Annotated in this window: 19 protein-coding genes; 5 read left to right on the top strand and 14 right to left on the bottom strand. The window is 66.6% G+C overall.

Annotated elements, in window-relative coordinates; all coding sequences use genetic code 11:
- Positions 1-336: 336 nt before the first annotated feature.
- A complete protein-coding gene (locus tag GJG85_RS25800) occupies positions 337-1455 on the bottom strand; it encodes a helix-turn-helix transcriptional regulator (protein ID WP_050017167.1) in 1119 nt (372 codons plus the stop codon).
- Between the two features lie 246 nt (positions 1456-1701).
- Here GJG85_RS25800 and GJG85_RS25805 point away from each other — a divergent pair, with 246 nt between their 5' ends.
- Positions 1702-3783 (top strand): hypothetical protein, encoded by a 2082-nt coding sequence (locus GJG85_RS25805; RefSeq protein ID WP_204383977.1) that lies wholly within the window; start codon positions 1702-1704, stop codon positions 3781-3783.
- A gap of 187 nt (positions 3784-3970) precedes the next feature.
- On the opposite strand, the gene GJG85_RS25810 is transcribed toward GJG85_RS25805, so the two are convergent.
- Both GJG85_RS25810 and GJG85_RS25815 read right to left on the bottom strand, forming a co-directional pair.
- Positions 3971-4705, bottom strand: coding sequence for a polysaccharide deacetylase family protein (locus tag GJG85_RS25810; protein WP_050017165.1), 735 nt, complete (start codon positions 4703-4705; stop codon positions 3971-3973).
- Between the two features lie 103 nt (positions 4706-4808).
- Entirely contained in the window at positions 4809-5963 is a 1155-nt protein-coding gene (locus GJG85_RS25815; protein WP_060733715.1) for a glycosyltransferase, read from the bottom strand.
- A gap of 480 nt (positions 5964-6443) precedes the next feature.
- Here GJG85_RS25815 and GJG85_RS25820 point away from each other — a divergent pair, with 480 nt between their 5' ends.
- The 3 genes from GJG85_RS25820 to GJG85_RS25830 all read left to right on the top strand — a co-directional run bounded on the left by GJG85_RS25820 (position 6444) and on the right by GJG85_RS25830 (position 11248).
- Positions 6444-7742: a dicarboxylate/amino acid:cation symporter gene (locus GJG85_RS25820; protein ID WP_050017156.1), complete on the top strand. Its 1299-nt coding sequence runs from the start codon at positions 6444-6446 to the stop codon at positions 7740-7742.
- A 453-nt stretch (positions 7743-8195) separates the two neighbouring features.
- The gene (locus GJG85_RS25825) at positions 8196-10130 is read left to right on the top strand and encodes an SMP-30/gluconolactonase/LRE family protein (RefSeq protein WP_204383978.1); all 1935 of its coding nucleotides are present in this window, start codon (positions 8196-8198) and stop codon (positions 10128-10130) included.
- Between the two features lie 287 nt (positions 10131-10417).
- Positions 10418-11248, top strand: a complete 831-nt coding sequence (locus GJG85_RS25830; protein ID WP_089490024.1) for a peptidyl-prolyl cis-trans isomerase — start codon at positions 10418-10420, stop codon at positions 11246-11248.
- Between the two features lie 31 nt (positions 11249-11279).
- On the opposite strand, the gene GJG85_RS25835 is transcribed toward GJG85_RS25830, so the two are convergent.
- Both GJG85_RS25835 and GJG85_RS25840 read right to left on the bottom strand, forming a co-directional pair.
- Positions 11280-11717, bottom strand: a complete 438-nt coding sequence (locus GJG85_RS25835; protein WP_089489961.1) for a GNAT family N-acetyltransferase — start codon at positions 11715-11717, stop codon at positions 11280-11282.
- 42 nt (positions 11718-11759) lie between these two features.
- Positions 11760-12716 carry a hypothetical protein gene (locus tag GJG85_RS25840; protein WP_089489962.1) on the bottom strand — a complete coding sequence of 319 codons (957 nt, stop codon included), beginning with the start codon at positions 12714-12716 and terminating at the stop codon, positions 11760-11762.
- 59 nt (positions 12717-12775) lie between these two features.
- Between GJG85_RS25840 and GJG85_RS25845 the strand changes: the two genes are divergently transcribed.
- On the top strand, positions 12776-13054 hold the full coding sequence (locus GJG85_RS25845) for a hypothetical protein (RefSeq protein WP_143328923.1): 279 nt from the start codon (positions 12776-12778) through the stop codon (positions 13052-13054).
- Between the two features lie 46 nt (positions 13055-13100).
- On the opposite strand, the gene GJG85_RS25850 is transcribed toward GJG85_RS25845, so the two are convergent.
- The 9 genes from GJG85_RS25850 to GJG85_RS25890 all read right to left on the bottom strand — a co-directional run bounded on the left by GJG85_RS25850 (position 13101) and on the right by GJG85_RS25890 (position 22260).
- Positions 13101-13388, bottom strand: a complete 288-nt coding sequence (locus GJG85_RS25850) for a barstar family protein (protein ID WP_050017163.1) — start codon at positions 13386-13388, stop codon at positions 13101-13103.
- A gap of 31 nt (positions 13389-13419) precedes the next feature.
- Positions 13420-14475: a MerR family transcriptional regulator gene (locus GJG85_RS25855; RefSeq protein WP_204383979.1), complete on the bottom strand. Its 1056-nt coding sequence runs from the start codon at positions 14473-14475 to the stop codon at positions 13420-13422.
- Positions 14476-14557: 82 nt separating this feature from the next.
- Positions 14558-16024: a xylulokinase gene (gene xylB, locus GJG85_RS25860; protein ID WP_050017151.1), complete on the bottom strand. Its 1467-nt coding sequence runs from the start codon at positions 16022-16024 to the stop codon at positions 14558-14560.
- Complete coding sequence (locus tag GJG85_RS25865; RefSeq protein WP_050017150.1) at positions 16021-16956, bottom strand: AraC family transcriptional regulator; 936 nt, start codon at positions 16954-16956, stop codon at positions 16021-16023. Before GJG85_RS25865 ends, xylB begins: the two co-directional genes overlap by 4 nt.
- Positions 16957-16985: 29 nt before the next feature.
- Entirely contained in the window at positions 16986-18179 is a 1194-nt protein-coding gene (gene ugpC, locus GJG85_RS25870; protein ID WP_124631466.1) for a sn-glycerol-3-phosphate ABC transporter ATP-binding protein UgpC, read from the bottom strand.
- A 3-nt stretch (positions 18180-18182) separates the two neighbouring features.
- On the bottom strand, positions 18183-19217 hold the full coding sequence (locus GJG85_RS25875) for an NAD(P)-dependent alcohol dehydrogenase (protein ID WP_089489965.1): 1035 nt from the start codon (positions 19215-19217) through the stop codon (positions 18183-18185).
- A 10-nt stretch (positions 19218-19227) separates the two neighbouring features.
- Positions 19228-20055: a carbohydrate ABC transporter permease gene (locus tag GJG85_RS25880; RefSeq protein ID WP_050017147.1), complete on the bottom strand. Its 828-nt coding sequence runs from the start codon at positions 20053-20055 to the stop codon at positions 19228-19230.
- Positions 20043-21002, bottom strand: coding sequence for a sugar ABC transporter permease (locus GJG85_RS25885; protein WP_239468949.1), 960 nt, complete (start codon positions 21000-21002; stop codon positions 20043-20045). The genes GJG85_RS25880 and GJG85_RS25885 overlap by 13 nt, the downstream gene beginning before the upstream one ends.
- Positions 20986-22260, bottom strand: a complete 1275-nt coding sequence (locus tag GJG85_RS25890) for a sugar ABC transporter substrate-binding protein (protein ID WP_050017146.1) — start codon at positions 22258-22260, stop codon at positions 20986-20988. Before GJG85_RS25890 ends, GJG85_RS25885 begins: the two co-directional genes overlap by 17 nt.
- Positions 22261-22418 lie beyond the last annotated feature (158 nt).

The following is a 22418-nucleotide window of genomic DNA, read 5'->3' on the forward strand; positions in this document are numbered from 1 at the left end:
ATGGCCGGCTAAATCATGTAGTTTTTCAACATTAACCGCTGGCGGCGTAGCTGGTCAAGCGCGGAATATGAGGGAATTTATGGTGATTACGTAAATCTGCCTTGATGGTGTTGGGGGCTGCGCTGGAGAGGGGCGATGTAGTTTTTCTACATATCCGTGGGTTGCCTGACTTTCAAAGCTGTCTTGATGAGGGGTGTTTTCATAGTTTGGGAAGGGTTGAATGTTCTATCTTCGATGGATGTATTAAACCCGGCATTTTTGCGAGTCGCGTGATCCTCTAATTATCGAATTGATCGCTGATCACGACCCGGCTACAACTACCCGCCCTGCGCCGTCTCAATCCTTGCACTTATGCTGCGGCAGTACCCAAAGCATCCGTCCGACCGCTTCGGCCTGATTCCGCGAATGGGTCTTTTCATAGATCGCCCGCAATTGAGTACGCACCGTCGCTAGCGACACACCCGCGCTGGCCGCACACTCATCAGGCGTCTTGCCGTTGATCAGTGCCTCAGCCACCGCCGCTTCGGCGCTCGACAAACCGAACGACTGCCGCAACTGTTGTGCGACGACGAGCGGCGCCGCGCCGCGTCGCCTGACCGTGACCAGCAGCGTCGCATCGCCGAACGTCGCATGGAGCGCCTGTCCGGACAGCGCCGCGATGCTGAGAAAAACTTCATGCGCGGCCACCAGCGTGCCCGAAAGCGCAACGCTCTCGCTCTTGCGAGTCTTCGCGACACGTGTCAACGCCGCCTTGAGTGCATCGTTCTGCGGCGCGCTCGTCGCGCTCAGGTAGCCGTTCTCGAGCTTGAGGCAGGTGGTGACGCGCAGCATCGACTCTGCCGCCCGGTTGACGAAGACGACATGCGCGTGCCTGTCCAGCGCAAAGACGGAGAGGCCCAGCTCCTCCATCAGTTCGGCGCCGAGCGTGGCGTCGCGATGCAGCACGCGCGCGTCTCGCCACAGGTTGATCGAGCGTTGCAGATGCCCGGCCATACCGGTCAGCGTCGCGCGTTCCTCCGGCGAATACGGCGCGCGGCCATGCGCTCGCAGTAGCCCGAGCAGAATGTTGTCGCTGCCGGGGCGCGCGAAGCGAATCCCCATCAGGTAGCGAAATCCCGACGGAATCTGAAAGTCCTGGAAGAACTCGCTGCGTTCGACGTCGCGGTCGGTGAGGTGATCCTGACAGCAAACGAATTCGCCGAGCGGCGCGTTCTCGACGAAGCCGCGGCGTGGATCGAGCGCACCGTAATACTGGTCGTAGCGGGCGATGATCTCGTCGAATTCCGCGCGCGGCGAATAGATCGAGAATTGCGGGGCATTGCGCGCGGCGTCCCAACTGAACATGTGAAAAACGTTTGCGCCGAGCGATTCGGATACCCGATGAAAAACTTCGAGAAAACCGTCCGGCTGCAGCGCGGCCTCATAGAGGTCCCCGATGAGTTGGTCCCGTTGCATGCTTCCCCCGTCGCTTCGCGATCTTCGTATGTGGTTTTTGTCTGACGATATTGCTTCGAATACCGAATTTTCAGGATTTTTTTCAGGCTAACACAGGTTGTTTGCGTTTCATGCGGTGTTATTTGCCGATTTTCATCCACGTGAATGATGATCGCGAAAATCGGCTTTGCGAGAATCCCTGCCGTCCAGCGTGCATGAGCGGTGCATATGACACGCATCAACCAGAAGGATGTCGGGGGAAACGCAATGAAACTCACGCCTGTCGTATCCGGTATTGCAGCGCTCGTCCTGTCGGCTTGCGGTGGTAGCGACAGTTCTTCGCCACCGCCCGGGCAGCCGGCGGCTCAGACGGTCAGCGGCGTCGCGGCGGCCGGCGCTGCGATGCAGGCCGCCACCGTGAAGCTGGTCGATGCGAGCGGCAAGACGGTCGACTGCCCGGCCGATGCGTCAACCGGCGCGTTTCATTGCGCGGTGACCGGCTTGACCGCGCCTTTTGCGTTGTCCGCATACGGCAACGTCGCCGATTCGCAGGCCACGCTGATCGCGCTCAGCGCCACGGCGGGCACGCAGACGATCAACATCACGCCGATCACGAACGCGATCGCGGCCACGATCGTCGGCGGCGACCCGACGAAGCTGCTGGCCGACACTGGTTTGCTGCAAAGCAAGGTCACGGCCCAGGCCGTTGCCGGCACGGTGCAGGCGTATTCGACGGTGTTGGCCGACCTGCTCGCCGCCACCGGCAATACGGGCGTCGACCTGATTTCCGGCCCGTTGACCGCAGGTGCGCCGGGGCTCGACCGGTTGCTCGACCAAGTGAAGATCAACGTGCTGCCGGATGGCGGCATCCAGATCAGCTCGGTGGCGGGCGCGTCCAGCGATACGCCGGTGCAGCTTCAGCTCGCGCCCGGCGTCGCGCCGCAGGCGAGCGACAAGGCCAGCCTGCCTGCTGCCGCGACGATCAATGGCGCGGTGGTGTCGAACCTGCCGAGCGCCAGCGATCTGGCGGCATTGCAGCGCGCGCTCAACCAGTGTTTCGCCGGGTCGACCGGCGCTGCGCGCACGGGCGGCAGCGTATCGGCGTGCGGCCAGATCTTCGTCGACGATGTCGCGTCCGGCGCGCTGAATGCAGGCGTGCCCGCCGCGTATCTGAACAACGGGATGTCGGTCGACCAGGAGTTCGGTGCGCCGGCCGGCGGCACGCCGGGCATCGTGGCCGACGATGCGATGAACAACGCCAGCTTCAGCCTGCCGGAAGTCATCCGCGTCGTCGCGAGCGACACGATGTGGATCAAGCTCGCGTGGACCCGCAGCGACGGCATTCGCGACGGCATGCAGCAACACGTGCAGCTCGCGGTGCGGCCGGGCAGTCTCGCGAATGGCGATACCGGCTGGCGCGTGATCGGCAACCAGCGCGCGGTATTGAGCAAGGTCAACGCGAACGCGCAGAAGTGGGACTGGTTGAACCCGGCCAATCCGTCGACGGGCACCAACGCGTTCGTCGATTCGCTCAACCTGCAGGTGGGCGCCGTCGACGCGTCCGGCACCGCGGTGGACTTCGCGATCGTCAACGGCCCCGGCTTGCGCAACGGCGTGTTTCTCCAGCCGTCGAGCGGCACCTGCGACACGCTGAACATCCGCGCGCAGATCGCCAGCGGGCAGACGCCGGCGCAGCTCGCCGCACTGGCGAAAAGTGCGCAGTGCCGCAACAACTTCCGCCTGGCCGGCGTCGCGCAGGACCCGGCGAACCAGGGCTTGTTCACGTGGCCCGGCGACGCACCGCGCAACAATACCGCGTGGGCGAAGCCGCAACTGAGCGCCGCCGAGCTGGCCGACATCAAGCCGTTCAGCGCCTATACGATCGACGTCTACCAGAACGGCAACACGTCGACGCCGGCCAGGCACTACACGGTGCGCTTGCGCACGCCGTCGCCGTCGCCCGATGCGCTGCGTCAGTACGCGTGGCACGACCTCGCGCAGTCCACGCGCGACAAGCTGACGCCGGGCTCTGCCGCCACGTTCGCGGGCGGCGCGACCTTCCCGCTGGCGTGGACGTCGAAAGCGGGGCTGCCGTTCGTCAAGCGCGGCAACGTGCAGATTCGCGCAACCGCGACCGGGCAGACAACGGCGACGTTCGTCAACGGTACTGCATCGGCGCCGCTCGTCCAGCCGGGTGCGGCGGTGACGCTCAACGTGCCGGGCGATCAGGGCGTCGCGTTCCCGTCGGTGGCCGGCTGGGGCGGCAACACGGACTTCTCGTTCGTGAGCCTGAGCTGGTCCGATCCGGGCGACACGGCTTTCACCGAGTCTTTCGAGTACGACCGGTAACGGGCAGCCGGGCCGATGCGTGCGGCGAACGCGCGGCCGGCGGGACGATTCGCGATCCCGTCGGCGCGTTTCCGCTCGCCGGCCTTGGCGTGATGGCGGAGCCCGTCCGTGCGCCCACACGGCATGGACGGGTATCGGGATGTCGGCGGATGAGCCGCTGCGGCGCATGCCCCGGCGACGATGCGCGCTACCAGGCCGCCGCCACCCGTGCCTTCAGACACTTGAACCCCAGCCTCACGGCGCCGACCCCACCCGCGACCGGAATCCGCGGCAACAGAAACGGATCGTCGTTCGCACCGGCACATCCGCGCCGGGTCGTCGTCGCATTGCCGTAACCGGCAGCGATGACCTGATCGCGCACGCGCGCATCCAGATCACCGTACGGATAGCAGAACGATTCGACACATTGGCCGCTCAGCCTTTCGAGTTTCCGCTTCGATTCGGTGAGCTGAAAGTCCGAGACAGGCGACGGCACATACGACAACGCGACGTGATCGAGCGTATGCGAGCCGATTTCATGACCGTGATCGCGCCACGCGAGCATGTCCGCGCACGTCATCAGCGGCGAACGCGCAGTCGGCGCGCCCGCGTCCCAGTCGTTCGCGCCGCCGAACCGGCCGGCGACGAAGTAGCACGTCGCGGTGAACCCGAGCGCGTCGAGCACGGGCATTGCATGGGTGAGCACGTTGAGAAAGCCGTCGTCGAACGAAATGCCGAAGACCTTGCCCTGCCGCTCCCCGCGCAGGTACGGCTGCAGTTCGCGCACGCTCAGGCCGCGGTAGCCGAGCCGCCTGAACAGCGTCATCTGGCGGCGGAACGCGTCGGGCGCGACGCTCAGGCCGCGCAGCCGGTCGGTCGGCGGCGGCAGCGGGCGGATCTGGTGATACATCAGGATCGGATAGCGTGAGGTGCGCGCAAGCATGGGTGGATCGCAGGAAGGCGGGATTAAGCGGCCTTGCGGAAAATCCGCAGGGTCTTGAAGTCGCACTCCTGCGTGCGCAGGTCCCAGTACTTCTTCCAGATATTCATGGCCATTTCGTGGTTCTCAACGGGGTCACCCAGCGCGACGGGTTGTGTCGAACCGATTTCTGATAGACGGAGAGGGTCGCGTCGATGAACGCATCGAACGAGAATTCGCGGCGGCCTTTCAGCCGCGCGCTGCGCCCCATCGCCCGGATGCAACCGGGCGCCTGCACGATCGCGCGCAGGATCGCTTCGATCGCCGCGGGCTCGCGCGGCGGGACGACCCAGCCGTCCACGCCCGGTTCGACGTTTTCGGGCAGCCCGCCCACTCGCGTCACGATCGCGGGGCAGCCGAGCGACATCGCTTCGCGGCACGCATACGACAGGCTTTCGTGGTACGACAGCACGAACGACACGTCGATGATCGAGAACGGCGCCCGCACATCGTCGAGGCGCCCGGTGAACGCGGTGCGCGACGCCATGCCGTGCCGCGCGAGCTGCTCGCGCTGCTCGCGGGACGGCTCCGCGCCGACCAGCAGCACGCGAAACCGCTCGCGCTCGGCTTCGGGCAGGCGGCCGAGCGCCGCGATCAGGTCCATCCAGCCTTTTTCGGGGGCGGTGCCGGCGCTGCTGCCCAGCACGATCGCGTCCGCGCCGGATGCCCCGAACCGCGCGATCTTGCGGCGGCGGATCTCGTCGGCCGCCAGTCGTTCGGCAGCCGGCCGGCGCACGCCGTGCTTGACCACGGTGACGTTTCCGTACGGCGAGCGCAGCGCGAGCATGCTCGCGACGTAGTCGCTGACCGCGATCGTATGGTCGGTGGCGAGCCGCGCGCGCAGCAGGTTGCCGAAACTGTCGGCGCGATAGGTATTGTGCTTGGTCAGCACGACCGCGGGCCGATACCGGCAGCCGAGCAGCGCGAGCATCACCTGCCGGTGATCGGCGGACCCGTTCACGTGGATCACGTCGAAGCGCTCGCCGGCGATCCGCTGGCGCAGCCGCAGAATCTCCCGGCACAGCCGGTTCCAGCGCGGCTTGAATTCCATGTCGAAGATCGCCACGTCGGGACTGTCCTGCAGGAGTCGCGACAGGCGGCTGCCTTCCGGCGACGCCACGGTCACGCGATGATGGCGGCTCATCGCGACCGCGAGATCGCGGACGTAGGTGTCCTGGCCGCCGCCGTAATCGCCGTGGAAGTTGGTGTACAGAATGTTCATCACGATGCCGCTTTTTTTCGGTCATTCATTTCGAAGGATTGCTGATGAAATGAATGACTCGACCTGATGGAAGCAATGACGTGAACGCGGTGCCGCGTTTCCGGCTCGAGATTGCGTGTTGGCGTCAAGCGCCGGCGTCAACGCGAATCATTTCCAAATATTACAGATCGGTTACGTGTCGTAGTGTCGATGTCTGCGCATCTTTGTGAGAATGTGTCGCGATCGCTGCGTCGCGTCGCGTCGTGCGCGACGAGACTCCTTTCCCGACGACATCAGGACGCAAATCAACCGGCGCGGCTTTCGGAATTGAAAGCTGGTGCGCCATTTGCGTTAGAATGCCCCCCCTGTCCGCCCGGGTGACCGCCGGAGACCGCCCGCAGCGGACAGATCGCCGGCATGTCGACACAGGTTTCGATTCGCAGCCGGACGCGAATGATTGGCCCGCCGTTAGCAACATACGCTTTGTAATTTGGACGACTAATGAAGAAGAAACACAACATTACCAAGTACATCGTTGTCGCGATGATGCTTGGTATTGCCGTGGGTTACGCGTGCCATAGCGCGTTTCCCGACCCGAAGATGGCGAAGGAAGTCGCCGGCTACGTATCGCTGCTGTCCGACATATTCCTGCGCTTGATCAAGATGATCATCGCGCCGCTGGTGTTTGCGACGCTGACCGTCGGCATCGCGCAGATGGGCGATGGCGGCGCGGTGGGCCGCGTGGGCGTCAAGGCGTTCGGCTGGTTCGTCATCGCGTCGTTCACGTCGCTGCTGCTCGGCCTGCTGACCGCGACGATCCTGCAGCCGGGCAGCCACCTGAGCCTGCCGCTGCCGCCGTCCGATGCGGCGCTCAACCTGAAGACGGGCGCGTTCACGCTGAAGGATTTCGTCGTGCACCTGGTGCCGAAGTCGATCGCCGAGGCGATGGCGAACAACGAAATCCTGCAGATCGTCGTGTTCTCGATCTTCTTCGGCACCGCGCTGTCCGCGCTCGGCGAAGCGGGCAAGCGCCTGACCGGCGTGATCGACGATCTCGCGCAGGTGATGCTGAAGGTGACGGGCGCGGTGATGGGGTTCGCGCCGGTCGCGGTGTTCGCGGCGCTGGCGTCGACGATCACGACCGAAGGGCTCGGCATCCTGCTCACGTTCGCGAAGTTCATGGCAAGCTTCTATCTGGCGCTCGCGTTGCTGTGGGCCGTGCTGACGCTCGCCGGCGTGACGTTCCTCGGCAAGCGCGCGTTCACGCTGCTCCGGCTGATTCGCGAGCCGTTCCTGCTGTCGTTCGCGACGGCCAGCTCCGAGGCCGCATATCCGAAGCTGCTGGACGCACTCGACCGTTTCGGCGTGAACCGCAAGATCTCGAGCTTCGTGCTGCCGATCGGCTATTCGTTCAACCTCGACGGCTCGATGATGTACTGCACGTTCGCGGTGCTGTTCATCGCACAGGTGTACGGCATCCATCTGCCGCTCGGCACGCAGATCACGATGCTGCTGATGCTGATGGTGACGTCGAAGGGGATGGCCGGCGTGCCGCGCGCGTCGCTGGTCGTGATCGCGGCGACGCTCAACCAGTTCAACCTGCCCGAAGCCGGGTTGCTGCTGATCATGGGCGTCGACATGTTCCTCGACATGGGGCGCTCGGCCACCAACGCGGTCGGCAACTCGATCGCGGCGGCCGTGGTCGCGAAATGGGAGGGGCAGCTCGACGCGCCGCGCGACGACGACGAATCGGACGGCGCGCGCGTAGCCGAAGTGAAGGTGCGTGAAACGTCGGCATGATGCACTGCAACGCGGCGGTGCAACGCCGCGTTGCCCGACCCGCGACACATGATATGCGCCGGCCTGGATTCGATACGGATTCAGGCTGGCGATTTGCGTTGGGCACAGTAGCTTTTTCGATACTTCCGAAATGGCATTCGCCGTTTCAATTGATCGACGTCGAATTGGCGGCGATATTCCGTCAGGCAAGTGCCTGATTTTCCCGATTCCCGATCCGCCGCGTAAGTGACCATTCACTGACGCATAGTCGCGCTCGTCGCAAGCGCGGGCGATTCGCAATTTTTTTCGATTTATATAACGCTATTCTCGCCCTGCGCATTGTCGAATGCATGCCGTACGTCATACCGACCGCGCCGGATGATTCGGGGAAGAATTTACATCTCGCGGGCTGCAAGCCATCTGGCCGGCCGATCCCTTATGTGAATGTTTGCCCCGTTCAGGAGAGCATCCGTCATGGTCGCCAGACAACGAATCCGGGCCGCGCTCGTCGCCGCGGCAATCGCCGCATTTGCGCCCCCTACGCACGCAGCCAACACCACCGACTGGATCGCGAACACGTACGGCACGCTCGCGGCGCACGTCGGCAACGTCGCGCGCGCGATGTGGGTCGCGCCCGAAGGCGTGATCTACACCGCATCGATGTGGGACGAGGATGAAGGCGGCGTCGCGATCTACCAGAACGGCAAGAGCCTCGGTTCGATCGGCGCGCATTCGGAATTCCAGGGCAGCGCGATCACCGGCAATGCAACGTCGCTGTTCGTCGCGCTGCAGCCGGGCAAGGCGTATGGCAGCGGCGCGGTGGGGCGCTACAACCGCGCGACCAAGTATCGCGACCTCGTGATCCAGATCAGCGCGGCGACCAACCAGCCGCGCATCGACGTCGTCACCGGGCTCGCGACGGCCGGCTCGCTGCTCTATGCGAGCGACTTCTACGGCAATCGCGTGCGCGTGTTCACGACCGATGGCGTGTGGCAGCGGGATATCGCCGTGTCGGCGCCGGGCGCGCTCGCGGTGGACGGCGCGGGCAACGTGTGGGTCGCGCAGAAAAGCGCCGGCTCGATCGTCGGCTTCAGCCCGACCGGCGCGCTGCTCAATACGATCCGGATGCCGGCCGGCTCGCATCCGTCGGCGCTGTATGTCGATGCGGCGGCCGGACAATTGCTGGTGGGCGACGAAGGCCCCGACCAGAACATCAAGCGTTATTCGATCTCGGGCCGGCCGGCGCTCGCCGGCACGTTCGGTGTGCGCGGCGGCTATCTCGACACGACGACGGGCATCAAGGGCCAGGTCGGCGCGCAACGCTTCACGCGCATCGCCGGGATCGGCAAGGACACCGGCGGCAACCTCTACGTGCTCAACAACCCGTGGGGCGGCAGCTGGGATCTCGGCCGCAACGGCGCGACCGACATTCATGCGTACGGCAGCAGCGGCAACTTGCGCTGGACGCTGCAGTCGCTGAACTTCGAAGGCATCGCCGCGCCGGACCCGGTCACGGACGGCGCGCTGTTCTACGGCGGCACGCACATCTACAGCGGCAGCGCGGGCGGCAAGTTCGTCGCGAACACCGTCGATCCGTTCACGTATCCGTCGGACCCGCGCATCAACATGAGCGACACGCAGCGTGACGAACACTTCGGGCTGCTCACGTCGGTCGGTGCGAACCGGATTCTCGTCGCGGCCGGCCAGAACCCGCCGGTCTTCTACTTCTATCACTTCAACGCGGCGAACGGTTACGTCGCGATTCCGGACGGCTCGATTCCGGGCCCCGCGTTCAATACCACGCAGCGCGTGACGGGCGGCTTCAGCGTCGACAGCCAGGGCGGCGTATGGGCCGGGCTCGACAAGACCGGCGCGATCACGCATTACCCGCTGACCGGCTTCGACGCGAACGGCAAGCCGTCGTGGGGGCCGGGCGTCGCGACCCGCATTCCGGCCAGCATCCTGCCGCTCACGCGCATCGTCTATCTCGCGGACAGCGACACGATGGTGCTCGCGCAGGGCGCGGTCGGGACCAACGACTGGACGTCGATCGGCACGCGCATCGAGGTGTATCACGGCTGGCGCGCGGGCAACACGACGAAGCCGGACCCGGTGATCACGCTGCCGCACAGCGGCGCGAAATCGATCGACGCGGCGGGCAACCACCTGTTCGTCGGCTACTGGTTCAGCAGCAGCGGGCCGCTGTGGCCGAACGTCGACGCGTTCAACCTCAACACCGGCAATCTCGACACGACGCTGGTCAACGCGAGCCCCGCGACCGTCGATACCAGCAGCGCGATCGATGCGATGTACAGCATCCGCGCGTACCGCCGCTCGAACGGCGAATACGTGGTGATGAAGAACAACGTGAAGGGGAACAGCATCACCGTGTACCGGTGGACGCCGTGACGGTTTGAACGTGCGGCCGCCTTGGGCAGCGGCCGTAGTCGCGAAGTCGTGAAAGCAATCGTGCGCGCAATCGATGCGATTCCGCGGGATTGTTGCGCAACGCGCACGCAATGAACCGCGGGCACCATGCGCGCGGCGCCGTGTCGGACCCGCTTCCCGAACCTCCCGACGTGGAAATGCGGTTCCGTGCACAATGGCAGCGACTCCCGCAGACGGTGTGCGGGCGTGCACGATGAACCGGCGCGGCTACCCCTGCCGCGTTTCTTATGCTCGAAGCGACCCAACCGATGAAGATGAAAACGACACCGAATCGCCTGTTGACGATCGTCGCGCTGGCCGGCGCACTGAGCGGCGCTGCCCACGCGCAGACGGCGGCGACCGTCGCGACCGTCAACGGCACGCCGATCACGCAGGCCGACGTCGATACGCTGCTGCGCGCGTCCGGGCAGCCCGATTCGCCGCAGATCCGTCAGGCGATCAAGAATCAGCTGATCACGCGCGTGCTGGTTCGGCAGGCGGCCGAGAAGGCAAACTACGCGGACAAGCCCGAGGTCAAGGCGGCGATGCAGCAGGCGAAGGTGACGGCCGAGGTGCAGCTGTACCTGCGCGACAACGTGAAGCCGGAGCCGGTCACCGACGAGCAGGTCAAGGCGCGCTACGACGAACTCGTCGCGGCGCTCGGCAAGAATGAGTACAAGCCGCGCGTGATCGTCGTCAAGGATCCGGTGGCGGCGGCGACCGTGCTGAGCGAGCTGAAAGCGGGCAAGTCGTTCGACGGGCTGGCGCGCCAGTACAGCCTGGCGCCGAGCCGCGATACCGGCGGCGAGCTGCCGTGGGTGAGCTTCAACACGCCGGCCGCGGAAGGCAAGACGGCCGGGCTGCCGCTGCCGGTCGCGCAGGCGCTCGAGAAACTGCCGGTCGGCGCGGTGACGAAGGATTCGATTCCGGTCGATGGCGCGCGCGCGATCGTGAAGCTGGATGCGAAGCGGCCGACGCAGGTGCCGGGTTTCGAAACCGCGAAGCCGACGCTTCAGCAGCAGTTGCAGGCGATCGCGGCCGAGAAGGCGAGTGCGCAGATGATCGGCAATCTGCTGAGGGACGCGAAGATCACGCAGTAACGGTAATGCGGCGGTGTCGAATCGCCGCGCGTCACGCGCGCCAGATCATGTTCGCGCTGGTGTCGGTCTCCGACGCGACGCGGAAGCCGAGTCGTTCGTAGAGTCGCCGCGCCGGATTGCCGTGCAGCACGCTGAGCGACACCGGCACGTGCGCGCGTGCGGCGTTGGTCAGCAATGCGTGCAGCACGGCCTCGCCGATTCCGTGGCCCTGGCGCGCGGGAAGGATCTGGATCTGATGGACGTGCCATTCGCCGGCGTCGCGCGTCACCTTCAGCAGGCCGATCGCGTCGGCGCCTTCGCAGACGATCATCGCATCGTCGAAGTTCGTGCGGATGCGCCGGTCGTGCGCGTCATCGTCGGTCGGCGCGCCGACGCGCTGCAGGTGCTCGGTCATCGTCAGTCGACGGAGCGTCAGCAGGAACGGGAGATCTTCCTGGGAAGCAGCACGCAGATGGATCGCCGGTTTCATGAGTGATGAACGGTTGCGTCGGGCGCGAGGCCACGGCGTGGATCACAGGCCCGACAACGGAATCTGCAGGCCGGCCGGGCGATGTTCGAGGACATCGGTGACCTCGTATTCGGTTTTTGCGCCGTCCGAAGTTTGCCACTGTTGCATACGGACATTGCACAACAGCACGTCACCCTTGCTGAAACTGATCTGGCTGTTGTTCACGCGCGACAGGAAGCCGGCATCGGAGATCGTCGCGTGAATCGTCGACGTGCCGTCGTACAGTCGCCACTTGTTATCGTCCTTGAACGCGAGCGACACGATCGAGAACGCCATCTTGCGATGTTCGTCGAGCAGAAGCGCATCGGTTGGCTCCGGCGCGCGAAACCATGCGATCTCGTTGCGGGCGACCGTCTCGTACACCTCGGTGTCGGTGCCGGCCGCGAAAATCTCGATGCCTTCGCGCGCGAGCGGTGCCAGCACTTGCGCGGTGGCACGGCGAACGCGGACGTCGCGCAGCAGCGTGAGCACGGGCAGGTCGATTTCGAGTATGTCGCCGTCGACGTCCAGCACCGCGGTGTGGTCCTGCATCCGCACATGCGTGATTTCGCGTCCGCGCAGCCATTTGAGGACGGCGAACAGCCCCTTCCTCGCCTTGGGTGCGGCAATGCCGAGCGCGGTCAGGATCGTGACCGCATTGGCGAGCGCCGTGCCTTCGTTGCCGCTCAGCATGTCGCGCATGCGGCCGAGCAGCGACGTCGCGAGCGTGAAGTCGATGCCGAAGCTGCCGGTCTTGAAGCTGCCGCGCACGTTGACCTGCGGCCGGACCCGATCGCCGCATAGTGCGCGCGTCGACGCGTCGAGCAAAGCGCCGAACGCCAGCAGCGCGGGCGCGAGTTCGCGCACATCCATCTCGGACGAATCGAGCGTGGGCCCGTCGTACGTCACGCGAAATCGGCTCATCGCGTCGAAGGGGCCGATTTCGGCCGGGGCGGTACTGTTTCCATTGCGTGCTGTCATGTCGAGTGCTGGCAGGAGAGGGGGACGATACCCGAAACGAACGCTTCCGGATGCCCTTCATGTTGAACGCGAATGACTGTTTGCAGGCGATTTGGCCGTCTGGACAAGACGGTTTTTCGACAGGTCCCGATAGCGCCCGGCAAGCAACGAACTTGTCCGGTCCCGTGCATGCGGTGAACGCAGCGATGGCGCCGAGGAGGGCGCGGCGGGATCCGGATGCGAATCCATTTCCGGTTGCTGCGACCATGAATCAGTTGGAAGCGCGGTGCACGCAGATCGAGGCAATGCAACGCCAATTGAACGGTGAGCAATTCCTCGCCGTGCGGGAAAAAGGCTAGCCCCGAAAGAAGGGTCGCGCGATCGTGCGGCTCCCGGCGAGTTCGATCAATCGTACTCGACACGGGATGCGAAGGCCGGATATTGCCGAGCCATGTCCTGCAGGCAGTTGCGCATCAGCCTCGCGTCGCGCGGAAAGCGGCGTTCGAATTCCGACCAGCCTTTCAGCCGAAGAATGAGCGGCATATCGACCAGCGCGGTAATGGCGTCCCGGAACGCATCCCAGTTTCTTCCATACCAATCCGGGAAACTCAACTGCTTCATCAGCCGCACGTGCAACTGTTCAGTCGATTCGATATCGTCGAGCTCGATTTCCACCCGCGTGTCGCGTGCCATCATGTTCTCCGACGGACCGGTCGCGAAACATTCAATTCATTTCGCGCGCCGTACCGAGCATCATAGCGCGCGCTTCCGGCGGCCGCGCAATCCGCTCCCGGACCGCCGGCGCCGCCAGGCACGTCGCGACGGCCTCGTACCCCGGCGCGCCGGGGTAAGGCGCCACGCGCGCAGGCGGGCTGTGATTGGCCGGGCACAACAGGATGGTTTCGTCGGGGCCGACCGCCGCGAGATCGAGGATCGCCGCCGAGCGCGTCAGCACGAACAGCGGCCGCATGCCGGCGGCCGCGCATGCGCGCAGATGCGCGATCAACGCGTGTTGCGTGGCCTGATCGAGATCCTGTTCGATCATGTCGACGATCAGTACGCGCGGACCTGCCGCTTCGACGCTGACGAGCAGCGCGGTCAGCGCCGCCGACGGCGTCGCGCCGTTGCCGGCGAGCAACGCCGCGGTGCGGTCGACGCGCGACTTCAGTTCCGGATCGGCACGCAATGCATCGAATGCCGCGGCACAGTCGTCGTCCAGCCGATCGAGGCCGACGAACACGGCGCCCGGCAACGCATCGGCCAGCCGAAGCGCGAGCCGCGTCTTGCCGCTCCCGAGCGAACCGATGATGTAGTTCAACGGCCGGATATCGCGACACTCGAACCGTTCGCCGCCCCACGGCCACGGCAGGTCGAACGCGACGCCCGCGCTGCCAGGGTCGACCAGCCGGGTGAGTTCGCCGTCTGTCGGCATCCGTCCCCGTGCCAGGCCGGCACGCATCGCGCGCACGCTGTCGAGCTTGCCAACGAGATCCTGAATCCCGCGATCGAGCGCCGCTTCGTGAGCAGCCAGCGCGGCATCGAGACTGCGCGCGTCGCCGCCGAGCACGTTCGCTATCTGCGCGAGACCGAGGCCGAGCTTGCGCAGCGCCGCGATGTCGGCGGCGCGGGCGAGATCGTCCGGGCCGTACGCGCGGTATCCGGCCGGCGTCCGTTCGGGCATGACGAGGCCGTGCCGCTCGTACAGCCGTAGCGCCTTGATCGAGATGCCGAGCCGCGCGGCGGCGGCCGATGCGTTCAAGCGGAGTGTGTCCGTACCCATCCGTCACCTCTTTGCTGTCGATTCGTTGCGGTCAGCATAAAGGCAGTCCCAAGGGTCGGGTCAAGCGCGATCGCTCCAACGCTCAGTCGCCGGCCGCGAACTCGTCGCGCAGCGCGCGATACAACCGTCGATAGCGCGCGAGCCGGCCCGCCAGCAGATCGACCGACGCGGGATCGGGCGCGACCGTCTCCGTGACGGGCGGCGCGACACAGACTTCTTCCAGGCTGTCGTCCGTCGCCGCCAGTCGCGCGAGCCGCGCGGCGCCGAGTGCCGCGCCGACCGCGCCATCCGCATGGCGCTGCATCGCGAGCCCGGTCGCATTCGCGCACAACCGCGCCCAGAACGCGCTTTTCGAGCCGCCGCCGATGAACGACACCGCGTCGAGCGTCGTGCCGGCCGCGCGTAGCGCGCCGTAGCCGTCGGCCATCGCGAACGCGACGCCTTCCATGACCGCATACGCGAGATCGTCCGCATCGTGTTCGTTCGACAGCCCGAAGAACACGCCGCGCGCATGCGCGTCGTTGTGCGGCGTACGCTCGCCGCCGAGATACGGCAGGAACAGCGGCGCGCGAGCTGGATCGGCGTGCTCGGCGCGGGCGGCCAGCACGCCGGGCGTCGTGCCGTGCGCGCGCGCGAGCCAGTCGAGGCTCGCGGCCGCCGACAGGATCACGCTCATCTGGTGCCAGCGCCCTTCCACGCAGTGGCAGAACGCGTGCACGGCCGCGTCCGGGTTCGGCGCGAAGCGGTCGTTGCCCGCGAACAGCACGCCCGACGTGCCGAGCGACAGGAAGCCGCTGCCGGCGCCCGTGACGCCCATGCCGATCGCGGACGCCGCGTTGTCGCCGGCGCCGCCGGCGATCGTCACGGGCCCGGCGATCCCCCATTCGCGCCGCAGCGCGTCGCGCAACTGCGCGGCGGCCGCGTTGCCTTCGACGAGGCGCGGCATCTGCGCGCGCGACAGCTCGGTCGCGGCAAGCATCCGGTCGGACCAGTCGCGGCGCGCGCAGTCGAGCCACAGCGTGCCCGACGCGTCGGACATATCGGACACGAATTCGCCGGACAGGCGCCAGATCAGGTAGTCCTTCGGCAGCAGCACCTTGTGCACCGCACGAAACACGGCCGGCTCGTATTTCGCGAGCCACAGCAGCTTCGGTGCGGTGAAGCCGGGCATCGCCATGTTGCCGGTGATCGCGCGCGATTCCGGCACCAGCGCCTCGAGTTCCACGCATTCGGTACCGGCGCGCGTGTCGTTCCACAGGATCGCGGGGCGCAGCACCTGGTCCGCGCGGTCGATCAGCGTCGCGCCGTGCATCTGCCCGGACAGCGCGATGCCGCGCAGCGCGGCGAAGCCGGCCGGATGCGCGGCGCGCACCGACGCGATCGCGTCGAGCATCGCGTGCCACCACGCCTGGGGGCTTTGTTCGGACCAGTGCGGACGCGGCCGGCTGATCGACAGGCTGGCCGAGCCGGTCGCGAGGGGGACCGATCGGGAATCGGTGAGCAGAACCTTGACCTCGGACGTGCCGAGATCGATGCCGAGATATGTCACGTATGAAGCATCCTGTCTGGGGCGCGCGGCGGCACGCGTCGCGGGGGCGGCGCGTCGTCGCGGCCGTGCGGTTCGTTGAGCCGGTGCAGCGCGCGGAACTTCGAGGGCGGCACCTGCTTCATCGCGAGAAACTGACGGTTGAAGTTCGACAGGTTGTTGAAGCCAACCCGGTAGCAGATGTCGGTCACCGTCAGGTCGGAAAACATCAGCAGCTCGCACGCCTCGTTGATGCGCAACCGGTTCAGGTAGCGCACGAACGACGAGCCGGTGTGACGCCGGAAAAACCGCGTGAAGGTGCTGACGCTCATGCCGGCGAACGCGGCGACGTCGGTTTCGCGCAGCATGCCGGGCAGGTTCTGCTGCAGGTACGACAGCACCTGGTTGATCGTCGACGACATGTAGTGCTGCGCGTCGCTGCGGTAGCCGGGCCCCGCGAGCACGCGCCGCTCGCGGCACGACGACAGCCGGTCGAACAGCGACATCAGGATCTCGACGCGCCGGCAGCCGTGCGCGTCAGCGAGTTCGAGCATCAGCGGCGCGACCTCGACGCCCACGCGGTCGGGAAACTGCACGCCGCGCGCCGCGTCGTCGATCAGGTCGATCACCGGCTGCAGCTCGCTGAACGCGCCGACCATCTTTTCGATCGCATCGCGCGAGAACTGCAGCACGACGTCGCGCGACGGTACGCGTTCGCCGTCGGCGAGCTCGCTGACCCAGTTGTGCGGCAGGTTCGGCCCGGTGACGATCAGGTTGCCGGGCCCGAAGTCGCCGATGTGGTCGCCGACGAACACCTTGCCGCGCGACGCCTGGATCAGGTGAATCTCGTACTCGGGATGGAAGTGCCACTTCGCGACCGAATGCGGATAGTCGTGGACCCACGCGCGGAACGATTCGTCGCGGTGGGTGGGAACGATCTCGAGATCCGGGTTCATCGTGTGCTCCGTCGGGGCGTGCCGGCGCGCTACGGACGGGACATCGACCAGCTCGTCGCGGCAGGCGGCGTGGCGCGCGTCGCGGCCGCCGGCGGCACCGCGTGCGCGATCGGGTTCGGGTCCGGCAGCGTGACGTTGCGCTCGGTGCCGGCGTCGAACAGATGCAGCGCTTCTTCGTCGAAGCGAAACGCTACCACGGCGCCCGGCGCCGGGGCCATCGGGGCCGGCACGAGGGCCGCGCACGGCTGGCCGCGCCAGTCCAGCGTGACGAGCGCCTCGGCGCCGAGCAACTCGACGAGCTCGACCGTGCCGGTCAGCGCGAGCGTGCCCGGGGGCGGATCGCCTTCCGCGACGAGCCGCAGGTGATTCGGTCGGATCGCGGCCTTGACCTGCTGGCCGTGCTGCAGCCGCGCGAAGCGCGACGACGCGAGCGGCCAGCGCGCGCCGTTGCAGTCGACCCACACGTTCGCGCCGACCCGCTCGATCGTGCCGTCCGCGAAGTTCATCGCAGGCGTGCCGACGAACCCGGCCGCGAACACCGTGTGCGGCTGGCCGTACAGTTCGGCCGGCGTGCCGATCTGCTCGATGTGGCCGCCGCGCATCAGCACGACGCGATCGGCGAGCGTCATCGCTTCGAGCTGATCGTGCGTGACGTACAGCGTGGTCGTCTTCAGTTGCCGATGCAGCCGCTTGATGTCGCCGCGCAACTGCGTGCGCAGCTTCGCGTCGAGGTTGGACAGCGGCTCGTCGAACAGGAACACGGCCGGCGTCTTGATCATCGCGCGCGCGATCGCCGCGCGCTGCTGCTGGCCGCCCGACATCGCGCGCGGGCGGCGGTCGAGCAGCGCGTCGAGGCTCAGGGTGCGCGCGACGTCGCGCACGCGGCGGTCGATCTCGTCGGCCGGCACCTTCAGCCGCCGCAGGCCGAACGCGATGTTGTCGTACACCGTCATGTGCGGGTACAGCGCATAGTTCTGGAACACCATCGCGACATTGCGCTCGCGCGACGGCAGGTCGTTGACGACCGCGTCGCCGATCACGAGCTCGCCGCCGGTGATCGCCTCGAGGCCCGCGATCATCCGCAGCATCGTCGACTTGCCGCAGCCGGACGGGCCGAGCAGCACGATGAATTCGCCGTCGGCGATCTCGAGGTCGAGCGGATGCAGCACGGCGGGGCCGCCGTCGTAGTGCTTCGACAAACCTTTGCAGGTGATCTGGGCCATGGCTCAATCCATTTCGATCTGAATCTTGACGTCGCGCGGGTGGCCGCTCGCCGCTTCCTCGAACGCGCGCACGCCTTCGGAAAACGGGAACGTGCGCGAGATGAACGGCTTCACGTCGATCGCGCCGGACGCGATCAGCGCGAGCGCGCGCGGAAAGATGTTCGCGTAGCGGAATACCGATTCGATGCGGCCTTCCTTCGCTTGCAGCGCGACCACGTCGAGCGGCACCGGCGCGACCGGCATCCCGATCAGCACCGCGCAGCCGCCCGGGCACATCAGGCCGACGAGGCCCGCGTACGCGTTCGTGCTGCCGCTCGCCTCGAACACGACGTCCGCGCCCCAGCCGCCGGATGCCTCGGCCACCGCGTCGGCCAGCGGCCGCGTACGCACGTCGACGGTCGTGACGGCCGGGTTGCCGGCGAACAGCGCGAGCTTGTCCGGCACGACGTCGGCGAGGATCACGCGCGCGGCGCCGCCGGCGAGCGCGGCGAGCGCCGTCATCGCGCCGATCGTGCCCGCGCCGATCACGACCGCGAGATCGCCCGGCTTCATCGCCGCCTTCTTCGCGGCCTGCAGGCCGATCGACAGCGGCTCGACGATCGCGCCTTCGGCGAACGACACGTTGTCGGGCAACCGGTACGTGAACGCGGCCGGATGCACGACGAACGGCGTCAGGCAGCCGTGGATGGGCGGCGTCGCCCAGAAGCGCACGTCGGGATCGAGGTTGTAGAGCCCGCGCAGCGTCGCGGGCGAATCGAGGCGCGGTACGCCGGGCTCCATGCACACGCGGTCGCCGACGCGCAGGTGCGTGACGGCGGCGCCGGTCTCGACGATGGTGCCGGACGCTTCGTGGCCGAGCACCATCGGCGCGTCGACGCGGAACGGGCCGATCCCGCCGTGCACGTAGTAATGCACGTCGCTGCCGCAGACGCCGACCGTATGCACCTTGATCCGGACGTCGCCGGGGCCGACCGCTTGCGGCAGGTCGATGTCGCGCAGCGCGAGTTCGCGCGTGCGTTCGAGGACGAGTGCTTTCAACGTGTTCTCCTTATTTTCCCTTGACGATCGAATTGAGCAGCCGGCTCAGCATGCCGACGAAGACGAGCGGCGGCAGCGCGAGCAGTACCGTCGACGCGTTGATCACGCCCCACGGTACTTCCTGCCCGAGCGACGTGAACGCGGACGCGACCACCGGCAGCGTCGCGCTGCGCGACGACGTGAGCGCGAGCGCGATCATCAGTTCGTTCCACACCAGCACGAAGCTGAACACGATGCCGCCGAGCAGCGTGCTCGCGCACACCGGCAGCGCGATGTGCCAGAACACCGCGTACGGGCCGTAGCCGTCGAGCGCGGCGGCTTCCTCGATCTCGCGCGGCAGCCGGCGAAACACGGGAATCGATAGCCACGTGATGGTCGACAGCGTGACGAGCAGGTACGTGACGATCATCGACAGCTTCGTGTCGTACAGCCCGAGATCGACCCAGATCGCGATCAGCGGCAGCGCGACCGCGACGGGCGGCAGGAAGCGCAGCGACAGCAGGAAGAACTGGATGTCGCGCTTGCCGCGCACCGGATAGCGCGCGATCGCATACGCGGCCGGCACGCCGAGCACCGCGCCGATCAGCACGGCCGCGCCGACGATCGCGATGCTGTTGCCGAGCCCGATCAGCACCTCGGGGCTCGACAGCACCTGCTCGTAGTTTGCGAGTGTCGGCGTGAAGAAGAAGCGCGGCACGGGCGTGACGATGTCGAGCAGGTGCTTGAGCGAATTGAGCACGGCCCAGAACAGCGGGAACGCGGCGACGAGCAGGATCGCGCCGGCGATCGCGACGGTGGAAACGGCGGCGGCACCGCGCCGGGCCATCAGTCGTCCCATTTGTTGACCCTCTTCCAGATGAGCGTGAACACGAGCGTGGTCGCGACCATCATCAGCACGGCCATGCCCGACGCATACGACACCTTGCCGGCGAGGCCGATGCCCTGCTGGTACGCGTAGAGATCGAGCGTCTCGGTCGCGATGCCCGGGCCGCCCTTCGTCATCACGTAGATCAGGTCGAACGAGCGCAGCGACTCGACCATCTTGATGAACACGAGGCTCACGAGCGGCGCCTTCAGCATCGGCAGCGCGATGTACGCATGCACCTGCCACGTCGTCGCGTAGTCGAGCCGCGCGGCTTCGAGCGGCTCGGGCGGCAGCGTCTCCAGCAGCTTCAGGATCACGACCGCGAAGAACAACCCCCACTGCCACACGTCGACGAGCGCGACCGCGTATAGCGCGAGATGCGGATCGGCGAGAAACGCGGTGTGTTCGACGCCGAGCGCGCCGAGCAGCCAGCTCAGGATGCCGGTGAGCGGCGCATACATGAACTTCCAGATGAACGCGGCCGACACGCGCGGCAGCAGCACCGGCATGATCAGCACCAGCGACGCGAAGCGGCGCCAGCGGCCGTGCACGCGCTCGAACAGGAACACCGCGAGCGCGATCCCGACCAGCACCGCGCCCGCGACCGTGACGACTTCCCACAGCACCGACACCTCGATCGCGTTCAGGAAGCGCCGGTCCGACGCGAGCCGCACGAAGTTGCGCAGGCCGACGAATTCGCTGTCCGGGTAGCGCAGCACGCGGTTGCGCAGCGCGAGGTTGATCGCGGCGATCGTCGGGACGAGGCTCAGGACCGCGAGCAGCGCGAGCGTCGGCGCGAGGAACACCCACGGCAGGCTCGTGCGGTCGCGGCGCGCGCGGCCGCGCCGGGTCGACGGTGCGGGAGAGGCCGGGCGGACGCCGAGCGCACGTCCGCCGGCGCCGTCATTTGCGAGCGCCATGTTCGAGCGCGTCCTTCGCATACTGGTCCGCGTCGTCGAGTGTGCCGCGGATATCCGTCTGCGTGCCGGTGAACACCTGTTCGAGCGCGATGCCGAGGTTGTCGCCGATATCCGGCCACTGCGGCGTACGCCAGATCGTCACCTGCGTGACGGGATTCGTGTCGTTCAGGCCGGCCTGGATCTGCGGCGCGACGTGCTGCTTGAAGTACGGGCTGCCGATCGTGCTCGAGCGGTTGTAGTCGCTGAACACGCCGTTGCGTAGCCGCGCCTGTTCCTGATCCTTGCTGGTCGCCCATGCGATGAAGCGGCCGGCGGCCATCCGCGTGCAGTCGTCCTTCGCGCCGACCGCCGAGATCGCGAAGCCGTGGCCATACGCGGCCGACGGCAGCGGTGCGGGCGGCCGCGTGTAGCCGACCTTGCCGGCCACGCTCGACTTGCTCGTATCCTCCATCCAGTCCGCGAACGGCGTCGATTCGATCATGAACGCGACCTTGCCCGAGCGAAACGCTTCGAGCGCGTTGCTCCAGTCGTAGGTCGCCGAACCCGGCGGCGCGTACTTGAACAGGTCGCTGTAGAGCTGCGTGGCCTTCACCGCGCCCGGCGAATTGAACGCGGGCTGGCCGCCCTTGTCGGTCCATGTGCCACCCATGCCGAGCATGAACGGCGACCAGCGCCACACGTTCATCCCCGAGCCGCGCTGGCCGCGCGCGACCCAGCCGTACAGCTTCGGCGGCGCGTTGAGCTGCTTGATCGCGGCGACGAGCTGGTCGAGCGTCTTCGGCACCGGAATGTGCGCGGCGTCGAGCAGGTCACGGCGATAGAACAGGAAGTCGCCGCCGCCGATCAGCGGCGCGAAGTACGCGACGCCGTTGTAGCTCGCGACCGCGCGGCGGCCGGGCAGGAAGTCGTCGTAGTCGTAGTCCTTCGGGTAGTACTTGAGGAGCGGCACGATCCAGTTGGCCGACGCGAATTCGGCGACGTTCGCCTCGTCGACGTAGTAGATCTGGTAGGAACCCGCGCCAGTCGACGCGTCGAGCCGCGATTTCGCGCGGCGGTCGTTCTCGCCGAAATAGCTGATCTCGACCTTCGTGCCGTTCTTCTTTTCGTAGTCGGCCAGCGACTTTTCCATTACCGACAGGCCGAGGCTCTTCTGCGCGAGCACCCGAAGGGTCGGCACTTTGCAGGTTTGCGCGGCCACGATGCCCGGCAGACAGGCGCCGAGCAGCACGCCGGCTGCGACGATTCGCATCTTGTTCACCCGTGTCTCCTTGATTCTGCTTGTTCGAATGCCACCGATGGCGGCAGGAACAATGGTGTGACGCGGGCGAGGCGATCACCACATCAAAAGAGTTCGGGAACCGATACTTTTTGCTCAGGGTTGGTCGTGCGATGCACAAAATGTGGTGGTCGGGCGCA

Source organism: Burkholderia sp. MS389, from assembly GCF_016899425.1.
Lineage (GTDB): Bacteria > Pseudomonadota > Gammaproteobacteria > Burkholderiales > Burkholderiaceae > Burkholderia > Burkholderia sola.